Origin of the sequence: Acidovorax sp. 107, assembly GCF_003058055.1 — a bacterium.
Taxonomy (GTDB): Bacteria; Pseudomonadota; Gammaproteobacteria; order Burkholderiales; family Burkholderiaceae_C; genus Acidovorax.
In genome coordinates, this window is sequence record NZ_QBTZ01000001.1 from 4,453,712 (window position 1) to 4,467,781 (window position 14,070).

The window sequence follows — 14,070 nt, forward strand, 5'->3', positions numbered from 1 at the left end:
TCCATTAACACTTGTTACATCTACACTGTGCGTTGTCGGTGGGTGTTCAGCCGGGGCTAACATCAACGATGAGGTTGTGGTTTCCCTCGGGCAAGAAACAATAACAACGCGGAACCTTGCGGTTCTCGCAGAGCATCAGGAGCAACCATGAAATTCAATGACCTGCGCGTCGCCCACAAGATGTGGAGCGTGATTCTTGGTTTGCTGGCGCTGATGCTGGTGGCCGCCGTCTGGACACAGTGGTATGGACGGCAGGTAACTGCTGCGACCGAAGAGTCCGTCAACAAGTACGAGTCGGCCATCACCACGGCAGTCAGCTGGCGTGGCTTGGCGGAAGTGGCCGTTACCATGTCGATGGCCGGGTTTGTGACCACCGACCAGGCCCTCAAGGCAGATTTTGATACCCGGGTGGCGGCGCTCACCGCACGCATCACCCCGGTGCAGGAAAAGATCAACAAGGCGGCGGTGTCCCCTGAGGACAAGGCGGCACTCGCTGCAGTGGCCGCCGCACGTGCCGATGTCCGTGGCCAGACCGACAAGCTCAAGGAGCTAACCGACGCCGGCGACGCAGCCGCCAAGCAAGCCTATGTAGAGAAGGTTTACCGCCCCAAGGTGGTGGCCTACCTGGAGTCGATCGACAAATTCGTGGCGGTGCAAGAGCGGCAGCGCGATGCTGCGGTGCAGGCTGCCCGCGACACACGCGGCAACCTCGTTCTCATCGGGGCTGCAGCGGCCATCGCTGTAGTGGCCCTGGGCATGCTGTTGGCGGCCCTGCTGGTGCGCTCCATCACCCGCCCGCTCGATAGGGCAGTGGTGCTGGCCGAAGCCATCTCGGCAGGGGACCTCACGCTGGATCTTCAAGATGACCGCAAGGACGAGTTGGGTGTGCTCACGCGGGCCTTGTCGACGATGTCGGCGCAGCTGCGAGGTGTGGTGAGCGAGGTGCGCCAGGGGGTGGATTCGGTGTCGTCCGCATCCATCGAGATTGCCAACGGCAACCACGACCTGTCGGCGCGTACCGAACAGACCGCCTCGAACCTGGAAGAAACCGCAGCCAGCATGGAGCAGCTCACAGCCACGGTGAGCCAGTCGGCCGACACGGCCCGCCAGGCCAACCAGCTCGCTGGCACGGCGGCCCAGGCGGCAGCGCGGGGTGGTGAAGTGGTGGGTCAGGTGGTCACCAGCATGCAGCAGATCACCGACAGCAGCCGCAAGATCAGCGACATCATCGGCACCATCGACGGCATCGCCTTCCAGACCAACATCCTGGCGCTGAACGCTGCGGTGGAAGCGGCCCGTGCGGGCGAACAGGGTCGGGGCTTTGCCGTGGTGGCCAGCGAAGTGCGCAGCCTGGCCCAGCGCAGCGCCGAGGCAGCCAAGGAGATCAAAACCCTGATCAGTGCCAGCGTAGAGAACGTGGAATCGGGTTCGGCCCAGGTGGCGCAGGCCGGACAGAGCATGGAAGAGATCGTTGCCAGCGTGCAGCGCGTGAGCGACCTGATTGGCGAGATCACGGCATCCTCGACAGAACAGCGCGACGGCATCGCGCAGGTCAACCAGGCGGTCACGCACCTCGATCAGATGACACAGCAGAACGCGGCACTGGTGGAAGAGTCCACGGCCGCAGCCGCCTCGATGCGCGACCAGGCACAGCACCTGGCGCAAGCGGTGTCGGTGTTTAACGTGGGGGCCGTGGCCACCCGGGCTCCTGCAGCAGCGCCCCGGGCTGCAGCACCGGCGCCTGCACCTCGGCCCGCCGTGGCCAAGGCAACGGTCAGCGCGCCTCGCGTGGCGTCGGCCACCGCCCCGAAGGCCCCTGCGCCCGCCCCGGCGCGCCTGTCCGCGGCCAAGGCACCGGCTCCAACAGCCGCGCAGTCGGCAGCCCCTGCACCGAAGGCAGCAGCCAAGGGCGGGGACGACGATTGGGAAAGTTTCTGATCCCTGGCGGTCATGTGTCCCGAAGGCCGCTGGATTTAGCCCTGCCACGGCACTGATCGTGCGAAATAAGGGGTGATCCGGGTCAGGGCGTGCGCACACGCCAGCGCCGCCAGGCTGTGCGCTCCGGCCCTCGTTCATGTATTTTCATGCGCGAATTTTTGGCGTGTTTGCGATGCGGGTTTTCCCCGGTGGGGCGCAAATCCGCCAGTGCCTCTGGCTGGCGTAGGCTATGACCTGTCATTGATGTAATCGAATGTTTCTTGCGCGCTATGCGCAGAACATGGAAGCATCACCGGTCCACGAGGAAAAACAAACCATGCAATTTGACAATATCCGCGTCTCCCGCAAGCTGTGGAGCGCTTTTCTGGGGCTCATGATCGCCATGTTGCTTCTGTCTGCGTTTGCGCAGAACCGGGGCAACTCTTCAATGACGGCGGCCATGGACGCCGTGGTCGAGATCGAGGCCCGCATCTCGGCCGCCGTGCGCTGGCGGGGCGCCACCGAGACCGCCGTCACCATGGTGATCGGCGGAGCGGTCACTACCGATTCGGTGCTGGCCGAGCAGTACGGCGCCAAGGTCAAGGAGATCATTGGCAACATCAACAAGGTGCAGGAAGGCATCGTGGCAGGAGCCACCGCGCCCGAGGAAAAAGCCTCGCTCGACAAGGTGCTGGAGGCCCGCAAGGCCGTGCTGGCAGCCACTGCCAAGACCTGGGAGCTTAAGGGCGCGGGCGATGCCGTAGCCACCCAGCGTTATGCGGACAACGAATTTGCCCCCTTGGTCGCGAAATACCTCAAGGCGCAGGACGACTTTGTCGGCACGCTCGAAAAGCGCCGCGACGCGATCCGCGCCGACGCCACCCAGCGCCGCATCGACTACGCCATCACCGGCATCATCAGCTCCATGGTGTTGATGGCGGCCGGCCTGTTCCTGGCCTGGAAGCTGGTGCGCTCCATCACGCTGCCGCTGAACGAAGCGGTGGAAACCATCGATGCCATTGCGGCAGGTGATCTCACGCGCGAACTGCAATCCACCCGCAAGGACGAGTTTGGTCACATGCTGCGGTCGCTGTCGACGATGTCGGCGCAGCTGCGAGGTGTGGTGAGCGAGGTGCGCCAGGGGGTGGATTCGGTGTCGTCCGCATCCATCGAGATTGCCAACGGCAACCACGACCTGTCGGCGCGTACCGAACAGACCGCCTCGAACCTGGAAGAAACCGCAGCCAGCATGGAGCAGCTCACAGCCACGGTGAGCCAGTCGGCCGACACGGCCCGCCAGGCCAACCAGCTCGCTGGCACGGCGGCCCAGGCGGCAGCGCGGGGTGGTGAAGTGGTGGGTCAGGTGGTCACCAGCATGCAGCAGATCACCGACAGCAGCCGCAAGATCAGCGACATCATCGGCACCATCGACGGCATCGCCTTCCAGACCAACATCCTGGCGCTGAACGCTGCGGTGGAAGCGGCCCGTGCGGGCGAACAGGGTCGGGGCTTTGCCGTGGTGGCCAGCGAAGTGCGCAGCCTGGCCCAGCGCAGCGCCGAGGCAGCCAAGGAGATCAAAACCCTGATCAGTGCCAGCGTAGAGAACGTGGAATCGGGTTCGGCCCAGGTGGCGCAGGCCGGACAGAGCATGGAAGAGATCGTTGCCAGCGTGCAGCGCGTGAGCGACCTGATTGGCGAGATCACGGCATCCTCGACAGAACAGCGCGACGGCATCGCGCAGGTCAACCAGGCGGTCACGCACCTCGATCAGATGACACAGCAGAACGCGGCACTGGTGGAAGAGTCCACGGCCGCAGCCGCCTCGATGCGCGACCAGGCACAGCACCTGGCGCAAGCGGTGTCGGTGTTTAACGTGGGGGCCGTGGCCACCCGGGCTCCTGCAGCAGCGCCCCGGGCTGCAGCACCGGCGCCCGCGCCTCGGCCCGCTGCCACCGCCTCGGCTGCGTTGGGCAACCGGCCCGCTGCGGTCAAGGCACCCAAAGCCCCAGCGGCAGCCCGGCTGTCATCGCCGGCCTCCGCTGCAGCCGCCCCAGCGCCCAAGGCGGCGCATCAGCCATCAGCCGCACCCCGCGCGACAGCCGGGGGTAGCGATGATGATTGGGAGAGCTTCTGAGCAGGCACGGGCCTACAGTTGCGCCCCTTCGACGAGAAACTGCACCTTCCGCTCGCCCTTCCACTCGTTCACATCCAAGCGAAAGGCCAGCAAAACGCGGGCAGGCAGCTGCTCGGTGTGACCGAACCAGATCGCATCGACGGGGCTGCCCTGGTGGATCAGTTTGAGGGACAGGTGGTTCTTGGCCTCGCCCACTAGGCGCTGACTCACGATCTGCACCTCTTCACTGAACGTGGGGGGCGCGAAGCCCTGGCCCCAGACCTCGCGGTGCAGGGTGTCCACGATGTCGGCGCGGCAGTATTCAGGGGCCAGCGGGCCGTCGGTCTCGATGCGGCGGGTGAGGGTGGCGGCGTCCAGCCATTCCTGCGCGACCTGGGCAAAGGCCTGCTCGAACACATCGAATGATTCCTCGGCCACGGTGCAGCCCGCGGCCATGGCATGGCCGCCGAACTTCAGGATCACGCCCGGGTGGCGCTTGGCCACCAGGTCCAGCGCGTCGCGGAGGTGAAATCCGGGGATGGAGCGGCCTGAGCCTTTGAGCTCATGCTCCTTGCCCGGCGCGCTGCTGGCCGCAAACACGAAGGTGGGGCGGTGCAGCTTGTCCTTGATGCGGCTGGCCACGATGCCGACCACGCCTTCGTGAAAGTCGGGGTCGAACACGCTGATGGCGGGCGGGGGCTCCTCGCTCTCGTCAAACAGGCTCTCGGCCATCAGCATGGCCTGTTCGCGCATGCCGCTTTCGATGTCGCGGCGCTCGCGGTTGATGCCGTCCAGTGTGGCGGCCAGCTCGGCAGCGCGGCCTGCATCGTCGGTCAGCAGGCATTCGATGCCCAGCGTCATGTCGGCCAGGCGGCCTGCGGCGTTGATGCGTGGGCCCAGGGCAAAGCCAAAGTCGAAGGTGGTGGCCACGGGCGCCTTGCGGCCGGCGGCATGGAACAGTGCGGCGATGCCTGCGGGCATCTGCCCCGCGCGGATGCGCTTCAAGCCCTGGGCGACCAGGCGTCGGTTGTTGGCGTCGAGCTTGACCACGTCGGCCACGGTGCCCAGCGCCACCAGCGTGAGCAGCGGGTCGAGCTTGGGCTGGCTGGCGGCGTCAAAGACTCCGCGTGCCCGCAGTTCAGCGCGCAGCGCCAGCAGCACATAAAACATCACGCCCACACCGGCCATGGACTTGCTCTCGAACGGGCAGCCGGGCTGGTTGGGGTTGACGATGGCGTCGGCCGCCGGCAGTTCGGGGCCGGGCAGGTGGTGGTCGGTCACCAGCACCTGCAGGCCCAGCGCCTTGGCTTCGGCCACGCCGTCCACGCTGGCGATGCCGTTGTCCACGGTGATGAGCATGTCGGCACCCCGCTCGGCCACGCGGCGGGCGATCGAGGCGGTGAGGCCGTAGCCGTCGGTCACGCGGTCGGGCACCAGGTAGTCCACGTTCTGGGCGCCCAGCAGCCGCAGGCCGCGCACGCCCACGGCACAGGCGGTGGCGCCGTCGCAGTCGTAGTCGGCCACGATGATGAGCCGTTTGTTCTGCGCCATGGCATCGGCCAGCAGGCGGGCGGCCGCGTCAATGCCCTTCAAGCCCTGGTTGCCACTGGGCGGCAGCAGGCGGCCCAGGCCGTCGTCCAGTTCGTCCTTGGCTCGCACGCCGCGCGCGGCATAAAGGCGCGCCAGCAGCGGGTGCACACCGGCCTGCTCCAGCGCCCAGGCGGCGCGGGGCGGAATGTCTCTTGCTATTATTTTCATAGCTGCACCAGCATATTCGACAAGCGCATGGGGCGAAAAAGGCCTTGAAACCGCTGCACGAGGCTGCGTGGAGCGGTGTGGAAGCCCAGCGCATTGCGTTCGCCGCACAGGGTCAGCTGCACGGTGTTGCCGCTTTCGGCACGGCGCAGCAGGTCGGCCACGGGGCCAGCGTCCAGCGCTGCCCAGGCACTGGCCCAGGCGCGCCAGTCGTCGCGCAAGGCGGCGTCCCGCAAAGTGGTAGGAATGTGGGGCAGTGGGGGGGATGGGGTGGCGGGCGGTGGGCCAGCCAGTGCGCCCGTGCCGTGTACCCAGAACGAGTTGACGACCGGCAGCCCCTGCGCAGAGCGCTCCTCGTTGAAGGCGTGGGTGTACAGCAGCATCTGCATCTCGCTGTGCAGGCGGTGCAGGGTGCGGGCCTGTTTGGCATCGGGCATCCAGGCGCGCACGTCGCGCAGCAGCACGCGCTCCAGCGACGCGGTGGCCAGGTCGGCAAACAGCGGTCCGCTGGCCAGCCAGCGCGTGGGCTGGTCGTAGTGCAGGGTGATGCCGTCCTCGGCAAACCAGGGCGCCACGATGGCCAGCAGCGCGCGCGATGCGGCTTCGTCCAAGCCCAGTTGCGCCGGGTCGCGCAGGGTGACGTGGTCGGTGCTGACCTGCCACTGGCAGGGGGTGACGAAGGCCCATGCCTCGCCGTGGGTGGCCAGACCTTGCTGGTGGCGGTGCCAGGCCGCCCAGGGGATGCGGCCGTCCTGCGCGGGCAGGCCCAGGGCGCGGGCCACGGCACGTTCGTGGGGGGCGGAGAAGCTGGTTTCTTCGCCGGTGTCGTTGTATTCGGGGTGGGGGCTGAGCCGGGCCAGCAGCCGGTCCAGGTGGGGCAGGGCCAGGCCCTGTTGGGCTTGCTGGCATCCCGGCGAGGCGCTGGCGGCGTAGGGAATGAGCAAATGGGTGGTGTCCGACATCCCTCTATTGTCCGGGATGCCACAATCTGCCCCGCCTGTGGCGCGCATTCCGCACCGCGCAGGCCCTTCTTCCCATATCCATGCAAATTCCCTACGAACTGGCCCTGGGCTGGCGCTACACCCGCGCGGGCCGCGCCACGCGGCGCAACGGCTTCATCTCGTTCATCTCGGGCGTGTCCATGCTGGGCATCGCGCTGGGGGTGGCGGCGCTGATCATCGTGCTGTCGGTGATGAACGGCTTTCAGAAAGACGTGCGCGATCGCATGCTGAGCGTGGTCTCGCACATCGAGATCTTTGCGCCCCTGGGGGCCGCACTGCCCGACCCGGCGCTGACCCTGGCCGAGGCCAAGAAGAACCCGAACGTGATCGGGGCCGCGCCGTTTGTGGCGGCCCAAGCCCTGCTGGCGCGCGGCGAAGACATGAAGGGCGCACTGGTGCGCGGCATTGACCCGGCGCTGGAGGGCGCGGTGACCGACCTGGCCGCCACCAACGAGAAAACGCTGAACCTGCTGGTGCCCGGCGAGTTCCGCGTGGTGCTGGGGGGCGAGCTGGCGCGTGCCCTGGGCGTGCGGGTGGGCGACCCGGTGACGCTGATTGCGCCCGCCGGCCAGGTGACGCCCGCAGGCGTGGTGCCGCGCCTCAAGCAAATGACGGTGGCGGGCACGTTTGACTCGGGCCATTACGAATACGACTCGGCCCTGGTGCTGCTGCACCACGAGGACGCGCAGCGCATCTTCCGCCTGGAAGGCCCCACGGGCGTGCGCCTCAAGCTCAAGGACCTGCACCAGGCCCGCGAGGTGGCGCAGCAGCTGGCGCAGACCCTGAGCGGCCAGCTGCTGATCCGCGACTGGACGCAGCAAAACCGCACCTGGTTCGCCGCCGTGCAGCTCGAAAAACGCATGATGTTCATCATCCTCACGCTCATCGTGGCCGTGGCAGCGTTCAATCTGGTCTCCACCCTGGTGATGACGGTGACCGACAAGCGCGCCGACATCGCCATCCTGCGCACGCTGGGCGCCAGTCCCAAGAGCATCATGGGCATCTTTGTGGTGCAGGGCGCGATGGTGGGCGTGATCGGCACGCTGGTCGGCCTGCTGCTGGGCCTGGGCATCGCCTTCAACATCGACGTCATCGTGCCGGCCATCGAGCGTGCACTGAACGCGAGCTTTTTGCCCAAGGACATCTACCTCATCAGCAAGATGCCCAGCGAGCCGCAGAGCAGCGACATCGTGCCCATTGCGGTCATCTCGCTGGTGCTGGCCTTTGTGGCCACCCTGTACCCCAGCTGGCGCGCCAGCCGTGTGAACCCTGCCGAGGCGCTGCGTTATGAATGATGAGAAACACCCCCCTGAGACGCTCCGCGTCTTCCCCCCGCTCTCGCATTGCTGCGCAATGCGGGCAGAGGGACGCAGCCAGCGCGGCGGGGCGGCCCTTGCGCGGCCGCCCCGACCTGGCGAGCGCCAGTTTCATGCCATGGATCACTGAGATGAATGCTGTAAACAACACCGTGGTGCTGGAAGCCAAGGGCCTGACCAAACGCTTTACCGAAGGCCGCTTGGATGTGACCGTGCTCAAGGGCGTGGACCTGCAGATCCATGCGGGCGAAACGCTGGCGATTGTGGGTGCCTCGGGCTCGGGCAAGAGTACCTTGCTGCACCTGCTGGGCGGGCTGGATGCACCCACGGCGGGCACCGTGCGCCTGAAGGGCGAGGAGATGTCGTCGCTGTCAGCGGAGCGCCAGGGGCAGTTGCGCAACCAGCATCTGGGCTTTATCTACCAGTTCCACCACCTGCTGCCGGAGTTCAGCGCGCTAGACAATGTGGCCATGCCGCTGCGCATTCGCCGCCTGCCACTAGCCCAGTGCCATGCCGAGGCGGAGCGGGTGCTGGCGTCGGTCGGTTTGAAGGAACGGCTGATGCACCGGCCGGCCGAGCTGTCGGGCGGTGAGCGCCAGCGGGTGGCGATTGCGCGGGCGTTGGTGACGCGGCCGGCTTGTGTGCTGGCGGATGAGCCTACGGGCAATCTGGACCGGAGTACTGCGGATGGGGTGTTCGACCTGATGCTGCAGTTGGCGCGGGATCAGGGTACGGCGTTTGTGATGGTGACGCACGATGAGTCGCTGGCGGCGCGGTGTGACCGGGTGATGAGGTTGGTGTCTGGGGTTTTGGGGTGATTTTGGGCTCTGGCGCTTATTCATAAAGCGCTGAAAGCTATTGTTTTTATAGCTCGTTCTTGCCCTGTCCGTTCGGGTTGAGCTGGTCGAAGCACGGGCGTGCTGGTTTGGAAGGTATGCCTGTTTTCAGGGCGGAGGCCGGGAGTCGCCCGGCATGCGAGTAACTTTCTTTTGCTTCGCCAAAAGAAAGTCACCAAAGAAAAGGCGACCCCCAGTCTGCGACCCCTTCGCGGAGCGAAGGGGCAAACCTGCGGAGTGTCGGTTGCGGGGTGCGCCGCAGAACTCACTTCGCGCTGGCGCGCTTCGTTCAAACAACTGCGGCGAGTCAGTTCACGAAGCACGGGCGCTTCGACGCCCATGCCACCCCGCAACCGCCCCGCCGCAGGCGCAGCCAGCAGGGGTGGGACAGCCGAACATCCAACAGCCGGACATCCATTCGGGCCATTGCTTCGCTCGGCCCAGGCTGCGCAGTGCGTGGCGCTTGCGCCCGCGAGAATGGGCCGAGCGCAGCAAAGGCCCGTGTGGATGTTCTGTTCCCTTTGCCCCTCTGGATGCGCCGAGGAGCGCAGGGTTTGGCGGATCAGGGCTCGCGATTGTCTGAGCGCAGCGAGTTCGAGCGAGACCCCGCCAAACCCGAGCACCGCAGGTTGCCCCGAAGCGAAGCGCAGGGGACGCAGACAGTGGGGTCGCCCTTTCTTTGGTTCCTTTCTTTCGGCGACGCGAAAGAAAGGGACTCGCCTGCCGGGCGACTCCCGGCCTCCGCCCTCAACAAAGGCATGCGGCCATATCAGCCCACGCAGCCAAACACTACAAAATCAATAGCTACCAGCGCATATCCCACTAGCGCATCCGGCCAAAATCACCAAAAAATCACATCACCCGCCCATACCACCACACCGACAGCCCCGCCGCCGCCAACGCCAGCACCGCCCCCAATAACGCCAGCAAAGACGAAATCTCCGTCTCTTTCTTCTCCACCGTCAGTCGCGAACTCAACGTTTCATACACCTTCTTCAGGTCTGCTGCCGTCGCCGCATGAAAGTACTCGGCATTGGTCCGCGCAGCCACCGCCTTCAGCGTTTCCTCATCCAGCCGCACCCGCATCGACCAGCCCTCAAAGCCAATGGTCTCCCCCTGCACCGTGCCCACCCCCACCGTGTACACACGCACCCCTCGGTCGGCTGCCCACTTGGCGGCTTCCAGCGGGTCCACGCCTGTGGTGCGCTGGCCGTCGGTCAGCATGATGATGGCGGCCGAGTTGTAGGAGCCCGGGGCCACAGGCGTGAAGGTCTTGGCGGGGTCCTGTTGCTTGCCCAGCTCTTCGATGGGCCTGGGGCGCATGGCCTGGCGGCCGCCCAGCGCGGCGATGTCGATGCCCGCGTCGGGGAAGATCGTGGCCAGCGACAGCATGATGCCGTTGCCCGTGGCCGTGCCGCGCTGCAGCTGGAAGCTGTCGATGGCCTTGACCAGGTCTTCACGGCTCTGGGTGGGCAGCTGGGCCAGCTGGGCGCTGCCCGCAAAGGCCACGATGCCCACGCGCACATGGCGCGGCAGGTCGGCGATGAAGGCCTTAGCGGCGTTCTGGGCGGCGGTGATGCGGTCGGGCTCCACGTCAGCGGCGCGCATGCTGCCCGACACGTCCATGGCCAGCATGATGGTCTGGTCCTGTGAGGGCAGGGTGATGACGGCCAGGGGACGTGCGGCGGCCAGTAGCAGGGCCACCAGGGCCAGCAGGAACAGCGCGGGCGGGATGTGGCGGCGCAGGTGCTGGCCGGGGCCCATGGCCTCGCGCACCAGGGACAGGCTGGAGTAGGTCAGCGCTGTTTTCTTGCGCCGGTGCAGCAGCCACCAGTACAGCAGTACCAAGAGGGGCACCGCCAGCAGCAGCCAGAGCAGGGTGGGCCAGAGAAAAACCATGGTGTGTGTCCTTGGTGGCGAGTACAGCGTGCGCGGCGGGTGATTAACTAATTAATCAATCCATCGATCGGTCAGGCAGCGGCAGCCTGTGCGGCAGGGCCTGCGGATGCCGATACGGGGACGAGAGCGGTGCTGTGCGCCCGCACCCGGCGCTGGCGCAGGTCCATGAAGCGCAGCAGGGCATCGACCAGGTCGTCGTCGGTGCACAGCTCCAGCGTGTCGGCACCTGCGCGGGTCAGGCCCTCGCGCAGCGCGGCCTCGCGGTCGGCGGCCAGCTGGGCAAAGCGGCGGCGAAAGCCCGCGTCGTGTGTGTCCACCTGCAGTTGTTCGCCGCTTTCGGCATCGCGCAGCGTCACCAGGCCCACATCGGGCAGCTCCAGCTCCAGCGGGTCGAGCAGGCGCACGGCCACCACGTCATGCCGCTGGGCCAGTTGGGCCAGGGGCTTTTCCCAGCCAGGCGCGCTGATGAAGTCGGACACCACAAACACCGTGGACCGGCGCTTGAGCGTGGCCAGACCGGTTTGCAGCAGCCGGTGCAGCTCCGTGGCGCCGCCACCCGTCTTGTGCGGCGGCAGAGGGGTTTTGGAGGGCAGCAGTTTGTGCACCAAGTGCAGCACATGGGCGCGGCTGCTGCGCGGGGGCAGCACGACGTCCACCGCGCGCGCAGCCTGCGGGCTGGCGCCGCCATAGAGCACGGCGCCCACACGGTTGCCGTGGCGGGTGAGCAGGCGCGAAAGCACAGCCACAAAGCCGGTCAGGATGTCGCGCTTGGCATGGCCGGTGGGGCCGAAGCTGATGGACGGGCTCAGGTCCAGCAGAAACCAGGCCGACATTTCGCGGTCTTCGGTGAACACGCGCACATGGGGCGTGTTCAGCCGCGCGGTCACGTTCCAGTCGATGTGGCGCACGTCATCGTGCGGCTGGTATTCGCGCAGGTCGGTCAGGTCCAGGCCGCTGCCGCGCATCAGCGTACGGTAGTCGCCCTGCAGCAGGCCGTCCAGGCGGCGGATCACCTTCCACTCCAGCTCGCGCAGCAGCCGGTCGGCCTGCCCGGGCAGCGTGGGCAGGGTGTGCACCGTGGCGGATGTGGCGGGCGGCTTGCGGGTCATGGCGAGGGACTCAAGCGACTTTTTGTTCGTGGTGCAAGGGGCGCGCCGGTGCCGGGATCTTGGCCATGATGCGCTGGATGAGCGCGTCGGCATCCAGCCCCTCGGACAGTGCCTCGTACGACAACGCCACACGGTGACGCAGCACATCGGCGGCCAGGTCCACCATGTCTTCGGGCAGCACATAGTTGCGCCCGCGCAGCATGGCCAGGGCCTGCGCGCCCTCGGCCAGGGCGATGGTGGCACGCGGGCTGGCGCCGCAGCTGATGTAGCCGGCCAGGTCCTTCAGGCCATGCCGTGCGGGCTCGCGCGTGGCAGCCACCAGCTTCACGGCGTACTGCAGCATCGACGGGTCCACATACACGGTGCGGCATTCGGCCTGCAGCGCCGCCAGCTGCGCCGTGGTGGCCACGGGCAGTACCTGCACGGGCACATCGAGTGCACGCTGGGCGATCACGAACTCTTCCTCCTCGGTCGGGTAGCCCAGCAGCACCTTCATCATGAAGCGGTCCACCTGCGCCTCGGGCAGCGCGTAGGTGCCTTCGGTCTCGATAGGGTTCTGCGTGGCCATCACCAGGAAGGGCTCGGGCACCTTGTGGGTTTCGCCCGCAATGGTCACCTGGCGCTCCTGCATCACCTCCAGCAGCGCGCTCTGCACCTTGGCCGGGGCGCGGTTGATTTCGTCGGCCAGCAGCAGGTGAGTAAAGACGGGGCCCAGCGTGGTGCTGAACTCGCCGGTCTTCTGGTTGTACATGCGCGTGCCCACCAAGTCAGCGGGCACCAGGTCGGGTGTGAACTGGATGCGCTTGAAGCTGCCCTGGATGGTGCTGGCCAGCGTCTTCACGGTGAGCGTCTTGGCCAGGCCCGGCACGCCTTCGACCAGCAGGTGGCCCTGGGCCAGCATGGCGACCATGACGCGCTCCAGAAAACGGTCTTGCCCGACCACCACGCGTTTGACCTCGTAAAGCACCTGTTCCATCAGCGTGGCGGTGGCAGCGTTCGATGCATTGGGCGATGTGCTGGACGACATGGGGCTCCTTGCGATGATGGGTGGGAAGATGGTGATAGTGGTGTGTTGTACGTTCAGAACGGGGGCATGCCGACGGCGGACGCCGCGTTTTCAATGGGCACCGCAAAGCCGATGCCGATGAAGGTGCGCGCCTGGGTGGGGTTGAGGATGGCGGTGACGATGCCCACCACCTCGCCGTCCAGCGTCACCAGCGGGCCGCCGGAGTTGCCCGGGTTGGCTGCCGCGTCGAACTGGATCAGGTTGCTGAGCTGGCGCTTGCCCTCCGGCGATGTGAATTCGCGCTGCAGGCCCGACACCACGCCCGCCGAGGCCGAGGGGCCGATGCCAAAGGGAAAACCCACGGCCACCACATGGTCGCCCGGGCGCAGGTTCTGTGTGGACCGCAGGGTGGCGGCTTCCAGGTCGTCAGGTACCTTGTGGGCCTGCAGCACGGCCAGGTCATTTTCGGGTTGCACGCCGGTGATGCTGGCCGTGGTCTCCAGCCCGTCGTAGAAGGTGATGCCGATGCGGTCTGAGCCCGCCACCACATGCAGATTGGTCAGGATGACGCCTTTGTCCACGATGACCACGCCCGTGCCAATGCCGCGCTCGACCTCTTCCTTGCCGTTCTTGCTGCGCCCGTAGCCCACCACGCGCACCACCGAGGGGCCGATGCTCTCCACAGCCCGCGCGGCGGCAGAGGGCGGGGTGGTGGTCTCCAGCGTGCGCAGCACTGCGGCGTCGATGTCGTCCTGGGTGATCTTGCGGGCGGGGCTGCGGGTGTTGTGCCAGGCGCTGGCTACCAGCAAGGCCACCAACAGCACCACGATGGTCCACAGGGCGACCAGCTGGCGTTTGAATGCCCGGGGTGGCTGGGGCGTAGCGGCTGCGGTGGCGGCGCTTGTCGCCGCAGAATCATCTGCAGGCAGCGCTGCGTGGGCCGCGGCTTCGGTGGCATCCACCGCCGCAGGCGTGCGATTGCGGGCGGGTCGGGAGCTGCTGTAGAGGGCGGGCCGGGGCATCCTGTCACCTTTGCTCGTACACGCCAGGGCCTGGCGCACGCAAATGACAGTAGCACGGTTTGCCGGCAAATGCACATGCAGGGCTACACAGACCCA

Annotated in this window: 10 protein-coding genes; 4 read left to right on the forward strand and 6 right to left on the reverse strand. The window is 66.7% G+C overall.

Annotation, left to right across the window (positions count from 1 at the left end):
- Positions 1 to 147: 147 nt before the first annotated feature.
- Positions 148 to 1,938: a methyl-accepting chemotaxis protein gene (locus C8C99_RS20795; protein ID WP_108626767.1), complete on the forward strand. Its 1,791-nt coding sequence runs from the start codon at positions 148 to 150 to the stop codon at positions 1,936 to 1,938.
- Positions 1,939 to 2,254: 316 nt separating this feature from the next.
- Positions 2,255 to 4,051, forward strand: coding sequence for a methyl-accepting chemotaxis protein (locus C8C99_RS20800; RefSeq protein ID WP_108627255.1), 1,797 nt, complete (start codon positions 2,255 to 2,257; stop codon positions 4,049 to 4,051).
- A 12-nt stretch (positions 4,052 to 4,063) separates the two neighbouring features.
- Here C8C99_RS20800 and recJ read toward each other — a convergent pair whose 3' ends face one another.
- Together recJ and C8C99_RS20810 are read right to left on the reverse strand one after the other, a co-directional pair.
- Complete coding sequence (gene recJ, locus C8C99_RS20805; protein WP_108626768.1) at positions 4,064 to 5,788, reverse strand: single-stranded-DNA-specific exonuclease RecJ; 1,725 nt, start codon at positions 5,786 to 5,788, stop codon at positions 4,064 to 4,066.
- Entirely contained in the window at positions 5,785 to 6,747 is a 963-nt protein-coding gene (locus C8C99_RS20810) for a phosphoglycerate mutase (protein WP_108626769.1), read from the reverse strand. Before C8C99_RS20810 ends, recJ begins: the two co-directional genes overlap by 4 nt.
- Positions 6,748 to 6,827: 80 nt before the next feature.
- Here C8C99_RS20810 and C8C99_RS20815 point away from each other — a divergent pair, with 80 nt between their 5' ends.
- Entirely contained in the window at positions 6,828 to 8,081 is a 1,254-nt protein-coding gene (locus C8C99_RS20815; protein ID WP_108626770.1) for a lipoprotein-releasing ABC transporter permease subunit, read from the forward strand.
- Between the two features lie 152 nt (positions 8,082 to 8,233).
- Complete coding sequence (gene lolD / locus C8C99_RS20825; protein ID WP_056646649.1) at positions 8,234 to 8,920, forward strand: lipoprotein-releasing ABC transporter ATP-binding protein LolD; 687 nt, start codon at positions 8,234 to 8,236, stop codon at positions 8,918 to 8,920.
- A gap of 870 nt (positions 8,921 to 9,790) precedes the next feature.
- Here lolD and C8C99_RS20835 read toward each other — a convergent pair.
- From C8C99_RS20835 to C8C99_RS20850, 4 genes are all read right to left on the reverse strand, one after another.
- A complete protein-coding gene (locus C8C99_RS20835; RefSeq protein WP_056646584.1) occupies positions 9,791 to 10,837 on the reverse strand; it encodes a VWA domain-containing protein in 1,047 nt (348 codons plus the stop codon).
- 71 nt (positions 10,838 to 10,908) lie between these two features.
- Positions 10,909 to 11,946 carry a DUF58 domain-containing protein gene (locus tag C8C99_RS20840; RefSeq protein WP_108626772.1) on the reverse strand — a complete coding sequence of 346 codons (1,038 nt, stop codon included), beginning with the start codon at positions 11,944 to 11,946 and terminating at the stop codon, positions 10,909 to 10,911.
- A gap of 10 nt (positions 11,947 to 11,956) precedes the next feature.
- Positions 11,957 to 12,973 (reverse strand): MoxR family ATPase, encoded by a 1,017-nt coding sequence (locus tag C8C99_RS20845; RefSeq protein WP_108626773.1) that lies wholly within the window; start codon positions 12,971 to 12,973, stop codon positions 11,957 to 11,959.
- 53 nt (positions 12,974 to 13,026) lie between these two features.
- Positions 13,027 to 13,974 (reverse strand): S1C family serine protease, encoded by a 948-nt coding sequence (locus C8C99_RS20850; protein ID WP_108626774.1) that lies wholly within the window; start codon positions 13,972 to 13,974, stop codon positions 13,027 to 13,029.
- Positions 13,975 to 14,070 lie beyond the last annotated feature (96 nt).